This is a genomic window from Sphingopyxis sp., assembly GCF_040216815.1.
Taxonomy (GTDB): domain Bacteria; phylum Pseudomonadota; class Alphaproteobacteria; order Sphingomonadales; family Sphingomonadaceae; genus Sphingopyxis.
The window spans coordinates 1-17,225 of the sequence record NZ_JAVJOJ010000011.1; the positions used below are offsets into that span (position 1 = coordinate 1).

Consider the following 17,225-nt stretch of genomic DNA (forward strand, 5'->3'; position numbering starts at 1 on the left):
CATGAAAAAGGCCGAACGAACCTCGCCCGCGACCATCGGCTTCAGGAACCGTTCCTTGAGTTCGGGGCTGCCCTCCTTGCCGAGCAGGTACATATTGCCCTCGTCTGGCGCCATCGTGTTGCACGCCAGCGGGCCGAGCGGGGAAAGGCCGCTCTTGATCAGCACGACCGCGGTTTCGCGCTGGTTGAGGTGGCTGCCGTCGCCGAGAATGTGTGGGGTCAGCACACCCGCGGCGCGCGCATGTTCGCGCATTTCCATCACCAGCTCGTCGGTTGGGGCGCCATGATGATCACGGCGCGGGTCCTTTTCATAAGGGATGACCGTTTCGCGGACGAAGGCTTCGACTTTCGCGGCGATGGCGAGCGCATGATCGGATATGGTCATGCCACGAGACCCCGGACTGTGCGCGCGTGCGAGATCGCCACCGAATGTTTCCTGCTCATCATGGTCTCCAATTTCTTTCGGGTGGCTGGCGGTCGGAAGCCGGGATCAGGCGGAGCAGACCGAGACCGGGCCGAACCGGACCCCGGCCTGCTTCATCCACACCGCCGCCTTTGCCGGATCGAGCGCGCGTTCAGCCGTATAAATGCCCGGCGCGAGCGGAACACCCGACGACAGCCCGGCCGCCCCGTCGAGCAGCATCGCGATGGTGATCGCCGTGATCGGCGCGGTATCGCGCGGCGCCACCACTTCCTGCCGGAGGACGACGCGGCTTCCGTCCCTTGCGGTCCCGCATGCCTCGATAACGATTTCGTCGGATGAAAGCCGTTCCTCCAGCCACGATAGCGAAGCGCCCCAGGTTTCGAGGACCGCGACATCGCGTGCGCCGGTCGCCGCGCCGATCGCGACCGCATCGACCGAGACCGCCGGCGTGCCTTCGAGGTTGCGCCCGCCGGTGCCGATGTAGTCGGCCTTTCCTGCTTCGCCGGTGACCCATTTATAAATGCCGTGCGCGCGCAGCGGCATGCTGGTGCAGGTGCCGAGGATACGCTCGAAGTCGGCGCGTGTCGCAGGCCCCGACGGACCGTCGTTGCGGTCGATCACGATACCGGCCGTGACCGCCTCGACGCTCGAAAGCTCGCCGCAGAGAGCGAGGATCGCCATCAGCGCGCCGCCGCAGAACCAGTTGGAGGCGATCGTGACCGAGCAGTCGTCCATGGCATGCATGCCGATCGCGAATTGCAGGCCCATCTCGAATGCGCCGCCGGTGACGGCGACATAGGGAATGGCATGATCGCTCGCGAAACGCAGCGCGTCGCCGGTCTCGTCCATCAGGAAGACGGCCATCGCGCTGAACGCGCCATGCGGCAGGCCAAGGTTCGGGACATTTCCGCTGATGTCTGCCGCATAGGCCACCGCGTTGCCGAGTTCGTCGGCGAAGGTCTGCGCGGTCGCAAGGTTGCGCCCGGCGATTGCGAGTGGGACGTGCGGATGACGCAGACGGAGCTGCTGCGCTGTCTTCCGGCCCGTAACTCCGTGGCCGCCAATAAGGAGAATGGGCTTCATCGGACTATGCTTTCATGGTTCAAGGAGCGCCGAAGCGCGGGCGCGCCGCTATGCCGGGGCTTCGCAGGCCCGGCCAAATCCGGGAGGACGGCACCTCCTCTCATGGAAGATCGCGTTTGCCGGGTCGCCAGACGGCGATCGTCAGCGCCGGCAGATACAAGGCCATGATCAGCAGGGGAAAGGATGCCGGCGGCAAGCGGTCGAACGCCCAGCCGCCGACAGGGCCGCCCAGCGCATAGCCCGCTGCGAGCGCGCAGCTCCAACCCCCATAGGTGTAGGCGAAGAGCCGCGACCCGAACTGCCGCTTGGTGAGGGTGATCCAGAGCATCTCGTTCGCGCCGATGCCGACGCCGAACGCCAGCGCCCCGACGGCGGCCGCCGCAACGCCATGATCATGCTGGAGGAGAATGAGAGCTGCGAGACCCGCGGCGAGGAGAAAGGCGACCAGACAGTTGCAAAGACCGAGCTTCCAGCGATCGAGAAGCCATCCGATGATGACTTGGCCGGCGGCGGAGGAGGCGGCGGTCAGGCCGAGGAAGGTGGCGGCCAGTTGCACCGAAATGCCGCCTGCTTCCATCAGCGACGGCACCTGGCTCATCGCCGCCAAGGCGCCGACCCCGCTCAGCATGAGTGCGATGGCCATGATTGCGGCCGTGACGAAATTGATCGACCTGAGCTCGGAAGCCTGCACCTTCGGCGCGGCGCTCTCGTCCGGGCCGCCCGCCGGGTCGAGGGGCAGGATCCGCGGAGCGCCATCGAGTCCGAGCCCGATGGCGGCGGGATTGCGGGCACCGCGGCACAGCAGGAAAATGACAAGGGTGGCGACCCCCATGAGCGCGCCGAGCGACAGCGCCGCCTCGCGCCAGTCCATGAACGACAGCAACCGCTCGGTCGCGGGGGCCATGACGAAGCCGCCGAAGGATCCGCCGCACCAGGCCAGCGCCATCGCCGTGCTGAAACGGCGCGAAAACCATGTCGTCACCATCACCGGCACCGAGACGATCGAGACGACTTTCCCGACCCCCATGACGACGCGCAGCAGATAGAGCTGCCAGAAACTGTCGATACTCCCGACCAGCGCGAGGCAGGCGACCTGTAGCAGCAGTCCGCCGATCAATATCGTGAAGGCGCCGAACCGGTGGATGGCCGGTGCGATCACCAGTGCCAGCGGGGCGATCAACCACATTGCCGAAACGAGCGACCCGGTGGCGGCGGAGGACCAGCCAAACTCTCTTGCCAGCGGATCGGCCAGGATGATGAAACCGAACAGCGTATTGCCGTAGATCATCATGGTCGTAAGGAACATGGCGAGGACGATACGCCAGCCGAAATAAAATCCGGTCCGCGGCTGCGGCGGTCCCGCCGTCAAAATCCGAGCGTCGTCCATTTCTTTTCATCTCCCGTCCCGCCGGTCGGGCAGCGCTGAAACGCTTCGCAGGACCGGCAAGAAAGTCGATAATTAACGATATTTTGGCACGGAGCAAGCTCATAACCACGATCGTGCGGCTGCGGGGCCGATCGGCCGCTTAGGCGATCGACCGGCCGAGTTCCTCTACCGTCTCGAGATGGGCATCGCGATATTCGGCACCGCTCTCGACGTCGAGCAGGAGATGCGCGTGAATGCGCTGAATGCCGCAAAATTTGAAGATTCCTGTGGTGACCTGCGTGTCGAAGGCCGTGTAATAGCCGTGCTTGGTATAGCCGTCGTTGCCGCCGCCGCCAACGCCGAGCAGATAGACCGGAATGTCGCGCATGGTGCCGACAACCTTGCCCTCTTCGAATCTGAACGCCCAGCCACCGATGAAGACGCGGTCGATCCAGCCCTTGAGAACGGCCGGAAACGACCACCAATAGACGGGGAAGACCAGGACCAGCGCATCGGCGGCATCGACGCGCACCTGATGGTCGCGCACGTCGTCGGGAACCGGGGCCTTGCCGTGGTAATGGTCGAGGTCGGCCTGGCCGAAGCCGGGCGAGAAGCCGTCGTTGGGCAGATTGACCGCATCGACCGAGTGGCCGGCGGCTTCTGCGCCTTTGGTGAAGGCCGCCTCGACGGCGGCGGAAAAGGACGCCGCATCGGGCTGGGCCTGCACGATCAATATCTGCATCGCCAACTTTCCTTGCTGATAGGTGCCGTAGGGCGTTATACGATAACAGATAATTATCGTATAACGCGATGTTGATTCCGTAATGCAAAATCGGATCAGCTGGGTCGCCCTTTGGCTGCAAGCGATCAGCCCGACCAATATGGAGTCGGCAAACAGCGTCCCGTCGTGCCGGTCAAGGCGGATAGTCAAATGTCCGTCGCTCGGTAGCCAATGTTCGGCGTGATTTTCATCGATCTCCATTAAGGCGAGCTCGGCAAGCGCTCAAATAGGTCTTCGCTGATGCCCGACGAGGAGTATGGGCTAGTCGGCTCGGGTTAGAAAATCGCCCTCGGTTCGCTGTGCGAGATATCGATCGATCGCCTCTAACTTTCCCGGTTGAGCCTGCGCCGCGTGAAGGCAGGCCTGTTGATCAACGCGCTGCCCGAAAATACTGTCTGGTGCGAACTGTTGCAGATCCTCGATCATGAAGACATGAATACCTGTGGCGATCAGCTGCATCATATTAGGTTTTGTGGACAAAGCTTGACTGGGTGACTCCGGATTGATTCAGGGCTGCTATTTGGGAGGCAGACTTGGGCGAACGGATCGGTGTTTCGGATGAGGAATGGGTACTGATCGGCCCGCTTTTGCCATCAGAGCGAGGACGCGGCTGCCGACCTGCGGGCGATAATCGGCCCTATTTTGAGGGGATGATGTGGATCGCGCGAACCGGATCGCAATGGCGCCACCTGCCCGATGAATATGGGAAGTGGAACAGCGTCTTCCGGCGCTACCGGCGCTGGGTCGAAACAGGGGTGTTCGACGCGATGCTGGAGACCTTGGCCGAGATGGCCGGGCGGGATCGCACCGCCGACATGATCGACAGTACAGTCGTCCGGGCGCACCATTGTGCGGTCGGCATAAAAAGGGGCCTCAGCAAACCGAGGCGCTTGGCCGATCGCGCGGCGGCTTCACCTCCAAGCTCCATGCCCGATGCGATGCGAAAGGCCGCCCGCTCGGCTTCGTGCTGACGCCGGGGCAGGCCCATGATGTGCAGGGCTTCGGCCCGCTGTTCCGCATGATCGCTGACCAGGTCCATGCCCTGCTCGCCGACCGCGGCTACGATGCCGACGCCATCCGCGCCGAGATCGCCATCGCGGGCACCCAAGCCGTGATCCCGGCGAAGAAGGGGCGACGCACACCAGTCCTGCACGATCAACGGAAATATCGCCTGCGCAACCAGATCGAGCGGCTGTTCAACAAACTCAAGAACTGGCGCCGCGTCGCCACCCGTTACGACAAGAGCAAAAGCTCCTACCTCGGCTTTGTCAGCCTCGCTTCAGCTTTGCTGTGGTTGCCCTTTGTCCACGAAACCTAGGGTCAGGACCCATTGATTTGCGGAGATGGCTGTGATTCAGGCGACCACGAAGGAGTCTGAATTTGAGCGATTTATTCTGGCTGACGGACGAGCAGATGGCTCGGCTTCAGCCCTATTTTCCGAAGAGCCACGGCCGCAAGCGTGTCGATGACCGGCGGGTTTTGAGCGGCATTATCTTCGTCAACCGCAATGGGCTGATCCGACCCCGCTTCTGTGTGGGACGCCGATCGCCCCGAAGCAGCAGCATAATGCCGTGCATGGGGAGCCCGAAGAGTTCGGCGCATTTCTTCGCGCGCTTGACGGCCACGCGCGTCGCTGCGCTGTGGGGCATGGCCCCCAAGTGGAGATGAGAAGGGAGCCGTTCTGATTCAGGCGGCGCCTCTCGACCGTGCACAGCAGGTCCCGGAAGAAGAGCATCTGCTCTAAGTAATTGAATTATGGCATTTGTGGTGCCGCTTACAGGACTCGAACCTGTGGCCCCATCATTACGAATGATGTGCTCTACCAACTGAGCTAAAGCGGCAACGAGGGGCGCCTCTACCAGCGTGTCGGGAGGAAGACAAGCATCCTGGCGCAGAATCTGATTGCGGCCATAATGTCCGCCTTCCCCGGCGCTGCTCGGTCTTTTCGGCTCGGCCGTGCCGCATTTCCCTATTGAAAATAGGCGTCTGCCCTTTAGCGCTGATTCTCAAGCAATTTCAGCAATTTATCACGGTTTCCACGAGACTGGCTGAACGGCCGCCAATCGAGGACGACTGCAATGCCGCGGAGGGCGTGAGTCGACCCCAAGAGAAGCGTGGTTCCAACCCGAAGCCGGTCGTCGAGTTTCGGGAGGCGTTGGAGGGTGAGTGAGTCGGTCCGCCAGCGCGCGCCTCAGGCGATCGATCTCGATCGGCTCCGGCTTCCTCTGGCCGCGACCGGGAAGGGCATACCCGGATCGGCGGCGAACTCCCGGACCCATTTACGCAGCACGTTCGCATGCACATCCAGATCGCGCGACGCCCGCGCAATCGTTACCCCGCGTTCGCTGACTATCCTCACCGCCTCAAGCTTGAACTGCGGCTGAGTTTCCTTCCGTACATTGTGGACCTCCGATAGGCGGAAACATCCTATCTCGGTGTCCACCGAACCGGCGGCGGCCCAGTCTGTGCTACATCTCGGCTTTACTCGTCACTTTGCCGCCGCCACCGACTGACGCTGGATGAAGGTCGATGGCAGCACCGCCGCTTCGTCGTCTTCGATCTTGCCGGCGAGCGGCAGAAAGTCGGGAACCAGGGTCTTCGCCGCGCGTACCCCCATTTCGCGGATCGGCCAGCGCACCGTGCTCAGCGCGGGCCATATATGGGTCGCGGTTGGGCTGTCATCAAACCCGACGATCGACAACGCGTCTGGAACGGTGATGCGCTTGGTATGCGCGACGCTCATGACCCCGGCGGCCATTTCGTCGTTCGAACAAAAGATTGCGGTCGGCGGTTCGGGCAAGGACAACAAGGTCTCGCCCGCCTCGATCCCGCTGGCGTAGCGATAATTGCCCGCCGCATTGTAGGCGGCGGGAAGGTCGATCCCCGCCTCGGCCAGCGCCTCCATAAAGCCCTTTTCGCGCTCGGCAGCCGAACGGAAACCCTGCGGTCCGCGTACAAAGCCGACGCGGCGATGGCCGAGCGCGATGAGGCCGCGCACCGTGTCGGCGACGATTTCGCGATCGTTCGACGACACGCAATGCCTGGCATCGTCGAGCGGCGCCGAACCCACCCTCACATATCGGACACCCAGATCTTCGCACAGCGCCGCCAGATCGTTATTTTCCGAAATGGGGGGCAGCAATAGGGCGCCGATCGGGCGCTGTTTTTCAAGGAAGGTGCGTACATCGGCGAGCATCTGATCCGAGCCGCGATCGACCGGGCGGACGAGTAGCGCCAGGTCGCTGTCCTTGATGGCGTCGAGCACGCCTTGTTGAAAATTAAGGACGGTCTGGGCGTTGGGATTGTCGTGGAGGAGCGCAATCAGGAAATTGCGCCGAAACGCCAGCGCCCGCGCCTGCGGGTTGGGAACAAAGCCCAGGGTCTCGATCGCCTGTTCGACCGCGCGGCGCGTCTTTTCAGTGAGAAATTCGGACCGGTTGATGACGCGGCTGACGGTTTTTTTGGACACCCCGGCGAGTGCCGCCACGTCGTTGATCGTCGGTTGTTTGCCGCCCGGCCCCTTACCCTGTGCCGCCATATACGCGTCTTCCCCTTGTGAAGTCAGGATTATTGCGCCCGAGCCTCTGTCGCGCCTGTGATGGGCGCTCGGCGCGGTGAAATCAACCGCGACCGCGCTAGTCGGCAATATTTGATACCGGTGTCGGGAGTTGGTGCGTCGTATCGAGAATGCCAAGATCATTGACACCGGTTACCAAAATGATTAATCCGCTGGCAAACCCAGCAAAGGAGCAGGATCATGAAGATCGCGCTGATTACCGAAAACAGCCAGGCCGCAAAGAACGGCATCATTCACGAGGCGCTGACTGCGGTTGCCGAGCCGCTGGGGCATGAGGTGTTCAACTATGGCATGTATTCGGCCGACGACAAGGCGTCGCTGACCTATATCATGAACGGCTTGCTGGCCGGCATTCTGCTCAACTCGAAGGCCGCCGACTTCGTTGTGACGGGCTGCGGCACGGGCATGGGCTCGATGCTCGCGTGCAATGCGATGCCGGGTGTTTTCTGCGGCCTCGTGATCGATCCGACCGACGCTTTCCTCTTTGCCCAGATTAACGATGGGAATGCGATTTCGATGCCCTATGCCAAGGGCTTCGGCTGGGCGGCGGAACTCAACCTGCAGGATTGCTATCGCAAGCTGTTCGACGGCGAATCGGGCCTTGGCTATCCCAAAGAACGCGCCGAAATCATGCGCAAGAACCGCGGAATATTGAAGGATCTGAAGGCGGTGACCAACCACGACATGCTGACGGTGCTCAAGAATGTCGATCAGGACCTGCTTCGCGCGGCGATCGCGGGCGAGCACTTCGCCGACTATTTCTATGCCAATTCGCAGGACGAGGCGATCAGCGATTATCTGAAGAGCGTGTCGGCGGAAGCGGCGCTCGCCTGACATGACAAGCCAGTTCGATCTTACGGGCCGCGTCGCGCTCGTGACCGGCGCCAACACCGGCATCGGTCAGGGCATCGCGCTCGCGCTCGCCGGGGCGGGGGGCGATGTTGCCGCCGCGGGCCGCTCGCCTGCGACCGAGACGGTGGACAAGGTGCGCGCACTCGGCCGCAAGGCGGCAAATTTTTCGGCTGATCTGTCGGCCGTCGCAGCGGTGCAGCCGCTCGTCGATGCGGTCATCGCCGAATATGGGCGCATCGACATCCTCGTCAACAATGCCGGCATCATCCGCCGCGCCGACGCGGTCGATTTTACCGAGGAAGATTGGGATGCGGTGATGGACACCAATCTCAAGACGCTTTTCTTCCTTTGCCAGTCGGTCGGGCGCCACATGATCGGGCGGGGTAGCGGCAAGATCATCAACATTGCCTCGATGCTCACCTTTCAGGGCGGCATCCGCGTGCCGAGCTATACGGCGTCGAAGTCGGGCGTCGGCGGCCTGACCAAGCTGCTTGCCAACGAGTGGGCGGCGAAGGGCATCCAGGTCAATGCGATCGCGCCGGGTTACATCGCGACGAACAACACCGCGGCGCTGCAGGCCGACGAAACGCGCAACCGCCAGATCATGGAGCGTATCCCGGCGGGCCGCTGGGGCGACCCCGCTGATATCGGCGGCGCGGCGGTCTTCCTCGCGTCGAAAGCGTCGGATTATGTGCAGGGCCATATCCTGGCGGTCGACGGGGGTTGGCTCGCGCGCTAGCGTCCACGGGTTCAAAGATACGATAAGAAGTCGAGCGCCGAGTGGGTCGGTAAACGGGAGTTGGGATGGGCAGGCTGGTCTTTTTCGGCGAATTGCTGATCCGCTTGACCGCGCCCGGCAATGAATTGCTGATGCAATCCCCCTCGCTCGATCTTCATGTCGGCGGGGCTGAGGCGAATGTCGCCATCGGCCTTGCGCATCTTGGTCATTCTTGCGCGATGATCAGCCGGGTTCCACCCAATGCCTTGGGTCGCGGGGCTGTGGCGGCGGTGCGCGGCGCAGGCGTCGATTGTACCGCCGTTACCACCGGTCCGGGGCGCATGGGGCTTTATTTCCTCAGCGTCGGCGCGGGCCTGCGTTCGTCGGAAATCGTCTATGACCGCGCGGGATCGAGCTTCGCGGCGAGCGGGGTCGCGGATTATGACTGGGATGCGCTGCTCGCGGGCGCAGGGCTGTTGCACCTCTCGGGGATCACCCCGGCGCTCGGGCCGCGCCCGGCAGAGGCGGCGCTCAGCGCGGCGCGCTCAGCGAAAAGGCTTGGCGTGCCGGTCAGCTTCGACGGCAATTACCGCGCGATGCTGTGGGAGGCGTGGGACAGCGACCCGCGCGCCATCCTGTCCGAACTGATTGGCAGCGCCGAGATATTGTTCGGCAACCACCGCGACCTGTCGCTCGTGCTGGGCCAGGAGTTCAGCGGCGACGGCGAGGACCGGCGGCGCGAGGCGGCGGAGGCGGGCTTTGCCGCTTTCCCGTCGCTGCGCCTCATCGCCTCGACCGCGCGCCATACGGTGACCGCCGACCATCACCGCATCGCGGCGCGCGTCGACCTGCGCGACAGCGCGCACCAGACGGGCGAGATCGACGTGACCGGCATCGTCGACCGCATCGGCGCGGGCGATGCCTTTGCCGCGGGCGTGCTTCACGCGCATCTTGCGGGCGGCGACGCCGAGGCGATGGCGAAAAGCGGACTTGCGCTCACCTGCCTCAAACATTCGCTTCCCGGCGATGCGAGCCGCTTCGGGCAGGGCGATATCGACGCTTTCCATGGCGGCGGGCTTGATGTCCGGCGCTAGGCCGACACGCCGCGCGCTGCTCGCGGCGGGCGCCGTGGCGGCGTTCGCCCCGCCGCTGTTCGCACACACCGCTCCGCAGGTGAAGGCGTTCAAAGGCATTCGCTACGCCACAGCCGAGCGCTTTGCGGCGCCGGTCGCGCTGCTCGACAATCGCGAGGCGCTCGGGGCTTTCGGTCCCGCCTGTCCGCAACGGGGAGACCGTTACCAGCCGCAGTCGGAAGACTGCCTTTTCCTCAACGTCTGGACGCCCTCGGCCGAGGCACGCGCTCGGCGTCCCGTCATGGTCTATTTCCACGGCGGCGCCTATTCGACCGGCAGCGTAACCGATCCGATCAACGACGGCGCGGCGCTCGCGGCGCGCGGCGATGTCGTCGTCACCGTCAATCACCGCCTCAACGCGCTCGGCTATCTCTATTTGCCGGCCCGCTTCCCCGACAGCGGCAATGCCGGACAGCTCGACCTGATCGCCGCGCTGCAATGGGTGCAGCGCAATATCGCGGCCTATGGCGGCGATCCCGCCAATGTCACCGTCTTTGGCCAGTCGGGCGGCGGCGCAAAGATCGCGACCCTGATGGCGATGCCCGCCGCCGAGGGGCTGTTCCACAAGGCGATCACGATGAGCGGGCAGCAGGTGACGGTGTCGGGGCCGCTCAACGCCGCGAAGCGCGCCGAGGCCTTTCTTGCCGAGCTGGGCACAGGCGTCGATCCCGCGACGGCGCCCGTTGCGGTGCTCGTCGACGCGCTGCATGCCATCGACCCGGTGCTCGGCGGGGGCGTCTATATGGGCCCGGTGCTCGATATGAAGCACCTTATGCGCCATCCTTTCTGGCCCGACGCCGCGCCGCAGTCGCGCGCCATCCCGATGATGCTCGGCAATACGGTGATGGAGACGCGTGCCTTTTACGCGCCCGACGGAAAGCAGCTTGGCGGGCTGACCTTCGACAATCTTGCCGCGCGCATCGCGCCTGAGATGCGGATCGACATTCATCCCGAATGGGTGGCGACGCAGTTTCGCGCGCGCTATCCCGATGCCTCGCCGCTCGACCTTTTCCACCGCATCGTCACTGCGGCGCGCAGCTGGCGCGGGCAGGTCGAGGAGGCCGAGGCGCGGGCGCGCGCCGGGGTTCCTGCCTTTGTCTATCAGCTCGATTTCGAGGCGGCGAAGCACACCGACGATATCGGTTTTGCGTTCGGCACCACGCCCGATGCGAGTCCCGCGCAGCGGGCGATGAGCGAGCGGATGATGGACGCCTTTGTCCGTTTCGCGCGCACAGGCGATCCGGGCTGGCCCGCCTATGATCTGAACCGGCGCGCGACGATGATTTTCGATACGGTCAGCCGCGTTGAAAACGACCCGCGCAAGTGGGAACGCGAATTGTTCGCGCGCGTGCCCTATATTCAGCCGGGGACGTAACGCGCTGCACCCCTTTCTTGTCATCCCGGCGAAGGCCGGGATCCCGCCGGTGCATCGGGTCCCGAAGGTGAGATCCCGGCATGCGCCGGGATGACGGACGGGATCAGGCGATTCCCTGCGATCCCAACCAGTTCCACAGCAATTCGGGCCAGATGGCGACAGGCAGCCCGGCGGTTTTCATCAGGCCGAAGCCATGCTCGCCGCGCGCGAACCAGTGCGCCTCGACCGATGCACCGACGGTGCGCGTCGCCTGATACAGGCGCAGGCCGTTCTCGATCCTCACCACGCTGTCGTCCTCGGCATGGAGCAGCCAGAGCGGCGGCTGGTCGGCACGAACATTCTTGTCGGGCGAATAGCGTTGCACGCGCTCGACGTCGGGTTCGGGGCCGAGAAGCTTTTCGCGGCTTCCGGGGTGCGCGACCTCCGCATCCATCGACACCACCGGATAGATGGCGGCGAGCGCGTCGGGGCGCGCGGATTGGCTGTCGGCCGCATCGACAGCGTTGTACACCGCCGCATCGAACCGCGTGAGCAGGCTAGACGCGACATGACCCCCTGCCGAAAAGCCGCCGAAGGCGACACGCGCCGGGTCGATACCGTCGGTCGCCGCGCGGCTGCGTACCAGCCGCACCGCGCGCTGTGCATCGGCGAGCGGAACGTCGGAGCCGTTCGCCCAGCCGTCGCCGGGCAGCCGATAGAAAAGGATGTAAACCGTGACCCCGCGCGCGGTCAGCCAGCGGGCCAGTTCATAGCCCTCCTTATCGACCACGACATAGCGATAGCCGCCACCGGGCGCGAGGATGACCGCCGCGCCATTGGGCTTTGCAGGGCGGAAAATGTCGAGCCGCGGGCGCGTGATATGCTCGAGTATACGATCGCTGGCTTGCGGGTCGTCGCTGCGCTGGACCGTTCGTTCGACAAGTCCCGCGGGCGGCGCCAGATGTCCGTCGGGCCATAGAGCGATGCTCGTGTCGGGGGCAAGTCCGGCAGGACGCGTCCAAACCTCGCGCGCGGCCGCGCTGGCGAAGGGCAGGGCGAGGCCACCTGCGAGCAGCGTGCGGCGCCTGACCCTCATGGTGTGGGCCTTTCGTTGGGATAGGCGATGATCAGCACCAGCGGCTCGCTTCCGGTCTGGCGGATGCCGACCTGGGCGCCCTTGTACAGCCACGCCGCCATCCCGCTTTTGAGTTCGGCCTCCTCGCCGTCCGAAAGGACGATGCCGGTTCCCGACACGACATAATAGATTTCGTCGTGCGAAATCGGGTGGACGCCGATCGCCGCGCCGACGTGCAGCGCGCGCTTGCGAAATTCGAAGCTGCGCGGCGCGGGGACATGATCGCTGATCCGCCATGCGGTCGACATGCCGATCGCGCCGTGCGGCGGGGGCTCTTCGCGGACCGTTTCGCTTTCGTCGATCACGACCATCGCCGGGGCGGCTGCGAGCAGCAGGGCGGCAAGCGCGCTCATTGCGCCTGCCCCCGCGAAGCGCGGTCGCGCTCGGACAGTTGCTCCTGCGGCAGCGGCGCAGTCTGCGCGGGATAGCGCCCTGATCTGGGCTCCATCGTCGCCAGATCCCATTCGGCCTCGACAAAAGGCGCGCGGACGGCCTGCTTGACCTTTGGATAGGCGCTGACCTCACGCTCGTCGTCGATCACTTCGCCGCGCCCCTCGGCGACGAAGAACAGCACCCGGATTTCCTCTGCATCGCGCGCCCAGGGCCGCGCCCCCGCGGTGGCGAGGACCGCGGTTTCGACCGCGCGCGAGGGCAGGATGCGATAGTCGGTAATGGGAGCGAGCGGCGCCTTGGCGCGGACCAGCTTCGCCTCGGTTTCGCCATAGCGGCCGAATTCAGGGAGCGGTTTGCCGTGGCGGTCGACGTGCAGATTATCCTTGCCATAATATGCAAGGTCGCCGTCGCCGCCGAGCATCAGAAAGGGCAGGCCCTCGTCGGTGTCGTTGCCGCCGCGCATCACATTGCCGATCGCGGTAATCTGCCCCGTCACATAGTCGTGCCCGACCCACTCGAGGTTCATCAGGTTGTAATGCACCGCGCGGTGCTGGGGGTTGTAGATTATATTGTTGATCATCAGCGCCTGGCCGCCGCCCTTTATCAGCGGGTTGCGCTCGACATTATGCGCCCAGACGTTGCGGTAAAAGACGATGCCCGTCGCATTGTCGTGGATCAGCGAACCCTTGCTGTGCTCGCCCTTCGGATGGCTCGCGTCGGCAAGGCCTTCGGCGGCAAGATTGTTCGAAAAAGTGATATTGTGGCTGGTGCCCTTGCGCCATTCGTCGACCGTCTTGCCGGTGAAGCGCGGCCCCGATGCCGACATATTCTCGTCGATCGCCCACAGAAAGGTGCAATGGTCGACGATGACATTGTGCGCGGCGACGGTCGAAAAAGCGTCGGCCTCCCACCCGCTGCGCTTCGGCTGGCCGTCGACGCCCGTATAAACGCGCAGGTGGCGGATGATCACGTCATGGGTTTTGACGTCGATGCCGGTGCGGATCAGCGTGATGCCGGGACCGGGCGCGGTCTGACCGGCGATGGTCAGATAGGGGTGTTTGATCTCCAGCGATTCGCGGCCCATGTCGATGACGCCGCCGACCTCGAACACGACGATGCGGGGACCGGGCGTGTCGATCGCTGCCTTGAGCGATCCCGGCCCATCGGGTGCGAGCGTCGTCACGCGGAGGATCTGCCCGCCGCGCCCGCCGGGGGTGACGGCGGCGGGGCCCACGGCGCCGGGAAAGGCTGTCGCGGCCACGTCGGCCGCCTGCGCTGCGCCAGCGGGCACCGCGCACACGAGGAAAAGCGCGGCCAACCAAGGGTTTTTGAGCATCCTGTCCATCCTTCTTCTTTGGGTATTGACAATGGCGTGACAATCCGCAATCTTTCTGACACCGGTTACCTCAATCGGTCAACGAGAAAATTGCGGATGGGAGAGCGATTGCCCCGGTTGGCCGCACAGCGCAGGCTGCCGACGTCACTCTTCGAAAAATTTGAACAGGACGAATCGATCGATTCGTTGCGATTGCTAAAGTAACCGGTGTCATTTCTTGCATGGGCAAGGGCGCGGGGCGATAAGGGAGGATGAAAATGGCTAACCATATGGGGCGAAGCGCACCTATTTTGACCCGGCTTGCGTGCGGCGCATCGCTTGCCGCGATGGCAGTGTCCCCGGCTTGGGCACAGGACACAGTCGATGAAGCGCCCGCGGCCGAGGACGAGATTATCGTCACCGGCTTCCGTGCCTCGCTCGACAAGGCGCTCGACCAGAAGCGCAATTCGACCGCAGCGATCGACGTGATCGTTGCCGAAGACATCGCCAAATTCCCCGATCAGAACCTCGCCGAATCGTTGCAGCGCATTCCCGGCATCTCGATCCAGCGTGACGCGGGCGAAGGCCGTGCCATCACCGTTCGCGGTCTGGGGGCGCAATTCACGCGCGTTCGCCTGAATGGCATGGAAACGATCGCGACATCGACCGATGGTGCCTCGGCCAACCGCGACCGCGCGTTCGACTTCAACGTCTTTGCGTCCGAACTTTTTACGTCGCTGGTTGTCCACAAGACCGCGTCGGCATCGCTCGACGAAGGGTCGTTGGGCGCCGTGGTCGATCTCAACACGGGCAATCCGCTCGGCGGCAAGGAAGGCTTCACCGTCGTCGCTTCGACGCAGGCGCGCTACAATGACCTGACGAAAGACGTCAATCCGCGCGTCGCCGGGCTGATCGCCTGGACGAATGCCGACCGCACTTTTGGCGTTTCGGCATCGGTCGCCTGGTCCGACTATACGACGCACGAACTTGGCAACAACAGTGTGCGCTGGGCGCAGGCGCCGTTCCGCCGCGTCGACGGCGTGACCTGTATGACGGGATCGAACTTCGTCGCCAATCCGTCGCAGGCCTGTATCGACGTCGCCGAAGCCTTCCATCCGCGCATTCCGCGGTACGGCCTGGTCAGCCATGATCGCGAGCGTCTGGGCGCGACCGCGTCGATCCAGTTCGAGCCGTCGGAGAATACCAAGATCTCGATCGACGGCCTCTATTCGAAGTTCAAGGAAACGCGCGACGAATATTGGGGCGAGGTGCTTCTGCGCTCCAATGAACGCAGCATCGACGTTTCCAACTATGTGATCGACAGCAACAATAATCTGATTTCGGCCGATCTCGACAACGTCTATGTGCGCACCGAACGCTATTCGCGCGAAAGTGAGACCGAATTCTATCAGCTGTCGGGGCGCATCGAGCAGGCTCTGACTGACACGTTCCGCGTGAAGCTGCTCGGCGGTTTCTCGCGCTCGGACGCCGACATCCCCGTCGAAACGACGCTCGCGTTCGACGACACCGATGCGACCGGTTATCGCTACGACTATAGCGATATGAAGTTCCCGCTGCTGACCTTTGGCGCGGGTATCGAAAACCCGAGTTCGTTCGTTCTTGCCGAATTCCGCGATCGCCCGTCCTTCCTGACCAACAAGTTCCAGACTTTTGCCGGTGATTTCGAACTCGACGTTTCCGACGGCTTCCAGCTGCTCGGCGGCGGCTTCTATCGTCAGTTCGATTTTGAAACGGTCGGCTTCCGCCGCGACAGCACTTACTGCGCGGCCTTCCCCTGCGCGCCCGGCACCGGCGGCCTACCGGTCACGGCCGACATCTCCGAGCTGTTCAAGCTCGGCAAGGCAGGGCAGCCCGCGGGCAACACTAACGCATGGATCGTCCCCGATCTTGCGGCAGGTACGGCGCTCATCGACCTCTACAACCGCCCCGCCGCGCTCCAGCAGGGCGAACAACGCGAGGTCACCGAAAAGACCTATGGCGGCTGGTTCATGACCGAGTTCGAAACCGACATTTTCGGAATGCGGATGACGGGCAATGCTGGTGTGCGCTATGTGAAGACCGATCAGAGCTCGTCGGGCTTCACCAGCGGGACATTCGTGACGGTTGACCGGACGTATGACGACTGGCTCCCGTCGTTCAATATCAACCTGCACCCGACCGAGAATCTGATCCTGCGCGGCGCGATCGCCAAGGTTATCACGCGTCCGACGCTGGGCAGCCTGACTCCGGGCGGTTCGGTCGACCAGTTCAACTTCCGTATATCGTCGGGCAACCCGTTCCTCGACCCCTATCGCGCAACGACCTTCGACCTCGCGGCCGAATGGTATTTCGCGCCGGGCGCGCTGGCGTCGGTGGCGCTGTTCGCGAAGGATGTGGTGAGCTTCCCGATCTCGACCTCGCTGCAAGGCACCTATGCGTCGAGCGGTCTTCCGACTTCCTTGCTGACGCCGGGAACGCCCGCGCACACGGCCGTTGTCGGCGGCGCCGATCCCAACCGTCAGTTCGAGTTCCGTACGACGGGCAACGGTCCGGGGGCGAATCTGAAGGGCGTGGAATTCTCGTTGCAACTGCCTTTCTCGGTCTTTTCGGACTCGCTCCGCCATTTCGGGGTGCTCGGCAACGCGACGTTCGTGAAGAGCGACGTCGATTACAGCATCGCGGGTCCGCTCGCCTACAACCCGGTCACAAACCGGCTCGAGGCGCAGCCCAACGGCACCTATACACAGCCGCTGCTCGGCCTCGCCAAGCGGGCTTGGAACGCGACCATCTATTATGACGATGGCAAATTCTCTGTCCGTACCTCGGCCGCATGGCGCAGCGCGTTCAACGACAGCACGAGCGGCAACAACAATGTCTTCGAAGGCTATGGCAGCTCGTTCAATGTCGACGCGTCGATCCGCTACCAGCTGACCGAGAATATCGAACTGTCGATCGAGGGCACGAACCTGACCGACGACTATCGTTATCGTTTCACGGACCTGGAAGCGAACCGGAACTACGAGAACAACCATTATGGGCGCACCTTCCTGTTCGGAGCGCGCTTCAAGATCTGAGTTTGATGATAGTCCCAGGAA

Annotated in this window: 14 protein-coding genes, 1 tRNA gene and 3 pseudogenes; 7 read left to right on the top strand and 11 right to left on the bottom strand. The window is 63.7% G+C overall.

Annotated elements, in window-relative coordinates; translation table 11 throughout:
- From RIA72_RS15065 to RIA72_RS15085, 5 genes are all read right to left on the bottom strand, one after another.
- Positions 1–384: acyl-CoA dehydrogenase family protein (locus RIA72_RS15065; protein WP_350032891.1), on the bottom strand; the 384-nt coding region annotated here is incomplete at its 3' end.
- Between the two features lie 105 nt (positions 385–489).
- Positions 490–1,506, bottom strand: a complete 1,017-nt coding sequence (locus RIA72_RS15070; RefSeq protein WP_350032892.1) for a hypothetical protein — start codon at positions 1,504–1,506, stop codon at positions 490–492.
- A 100-nt stretch (positions 1,507–1,606) separates the two neighbouring features.
- Positions 1,607–2,893: an MFS transporter gene (locus tag RIA72_RS15075; RefSeq protein ID WP_350032893.1), complete on the bottom strand. Its 1,287-nt coding sequence runs from the start codon at positions 2,891–2,893 to the stop codon at positions 1,607–1,609.
- A gap of 139 nt (positions 2,894–3,032) precedes the next feature.
- Positions 3,033–3,614, bottom strand: a complete 582-nt coding sequence (locus tag RIA72_RS15080) for an NAD(P)H-dependent oxidoreductase (RefSeq protein ID WP_350032894.1) — start codon at positions 3,612–3,614, stop codon at positions 3,033–3,035.
- 300 nt (positions 3,615–3,914) lie between these two features.
- Positions 3,915–4,115, bottom strand: coding sequence for a hypothetical protein (locus RIA72_RS15085; protein ID WP_350032895.1), 201 nt, complete (start codon positions 4,113–4,115; stop codon positions 3,915–3,917).
- A gap of 125 nt (positions 4,116–4,240) precedes the next feature.
- Between RIA72_RS15085 and RIA72_RS15090 the strand changes: the two are divergent.
- Both RIA72_RS15090 and RIA72_RS15095 read left to right on the top strand, forming a co-directional pair.
- Positions 4,241–4,971, top strand: a pseudogene (locus RIA72_RS15090) (IS5 family transposase).
- 62 nt (positions 4,972–5,033) lie between these two features.
- Positions 5,034–5,186 (top strand): annotated as a pseudogene (locus RIA72_RS15095) (transposase); the annotation flags it as partial.
- A 232-nt stretch (positions 5,187–5,418) separates the two neighbouring features.
- Here RIA72_RS15095 and RIA72_RS15100 read toward each other — a convergent pair.
- From RIA72_RS15100 to RIA72_RS15110, 3 genes and pseudogenes are all read right to left on the bottom strand, one after another.
- Positions 5,419–5,494 (bottom strand) — tRNA-Thr (locus RIA72_RS15100).
- A 345-nt stretch (positions 5,495–5,839) separates the two neighbouring features.
- Positions 5,840–6,084: pseudogene (locus RIA72_RS15105) on the bottom strand (transposase); the annotation flags it as partial.
- 57 nt (positions 6,085–6,141) lie between these two features.
- Positions 6,142–7,191: a LacI family DNA-binding transcriptional regulator gene (locus RIA72_RS15110; RefSeq protein WP_350032896.1), complete on the bottom strand. Its 1,050-nt coding sequence runs from the start codon at positions 7,189–7,191 to the stop codon at positions 6,142–6,144.
- A 219-nt stretch (positions 7,192–7,410) separates the two neighbouring features.
- Here RIA72_RS15110 and RIA72_RS15115 point away from each other — a divergent pair, with 219 nt between their 5' ends.
- From RIA72_RS15115 to RIA72_RS15130, 4 genes are all read left to right on the top strand, one after another.
- Positions 7,411–8,064 (top strand): RpiB/LacA/LacB family sugar-phosphate isomerase, encoded by a 654-nt coding sequence (locus RIA72_RS15115; protein ID WP_350032897.1) that lies wholly within the window; start codon positions 7,411–7,413, stop codon positions 8,062–8,064.
- Position 8,065: 1 nt separating this feature from the next.
- A complete protein-coding gene (kduD, locus tag RIA72_RS15120; RefSeq protein ID WP_350032898.1) occupies positions 8,066–8,821 on the top strand; it encodes a 2-dehydro-3-deoxy-D-gluconate 5-dehydrogenase KduD in 756 nt (251 codons plus the stop codon).
- A 65-nt stretch (positions 8,822–8,886) separates the two neighbouring features.
- The gene (locus RIA72_RS15125) at positions 8,887–9,894 is read left to right on the top strand and encodes a sugar kinase (protein WP_350032899.1); all 1,008 of its coding nucleotides are present in this window, start codon (positions 8,887–8,889) and stop codon (positions 9,892–9,894) included.
- Positions 9,881–11,308, top strand: a complete 1,428-nt coding sequence (locus tag RIA72_RS15130; RefSeq protein ID WP_350032900.1) for a carboxylesterase/lipase family protein — start codon at positions 9,881–9,883, stop codon at positions 11,306–11,308. The genes RIA72_RS15125 and RIA72_RS15130 overlap by 14 nt, the downstream gene beginning before the upstream one ends.
- A 103-nt stretch (positions 11,309–11,411) precedes the next feature.
- On the opposite strand, the gene RIA72_RS15135 is transcribed toward RIA72_RS15130, so the two are convergent.
- The 3 genes from RIA72_RS15135 to RIA72_RS15145 are packed head-to-tail and all read right to left on the bottom strand — an operon-like array spanning position 11,412 to position 14,151.
- Entirely contained in the window at positions 11,412–12,383 is a 972-nt protein-coding gene (locus RIA72_RS15135) for an alpha/beta hydrolase (RefSeq protein ID WP_350032901.1), read from the bottom strand.
- Entirely contained in the window at positions 12,380–12,775 is a 396-nt protein-coding gene (locus RIA72_RS15140) for a cupin domain-containing protein (protein WP_350032902.1), read from the bottom strand. The genes RIA72_RS15135 and RIA72_RS15140 overlap by 4 nt, the downstream gene beginning before the upstream one ends.
- Entirely contained in the window at positions 12,772–14,151 is a 1,380-nt protein-coding gene (locus RIA72_RS15145; RefSeq protein WP_350032903.1) for a pectate lyase family protein, read from the bottom strand. Before RIA72_RS15145 ends, RIA72_RS15140 begins: the two co-directional genes overlap by 4 nt.
- Before the next feature lie 257 nt (positions 14,152–14,408).
- Between RIA72_RS15145 and RIA72_RS15150 the strand changes: the two genes are divergently transcribed.
- Positions 14,409–17,204: a TonB-dependent receptor gene (locus tag RIA72_RS15150; protein ID WP_350032904.1), complete on the top strand. Its 2,796-nt coding sequence runs from the start codon at positions 14,409–14,411 to the stop codon at positions 17,202–17,204.
- The last annotated feature ends 21 nt before the right edge of the window (positions 17,205–17,225 follow it).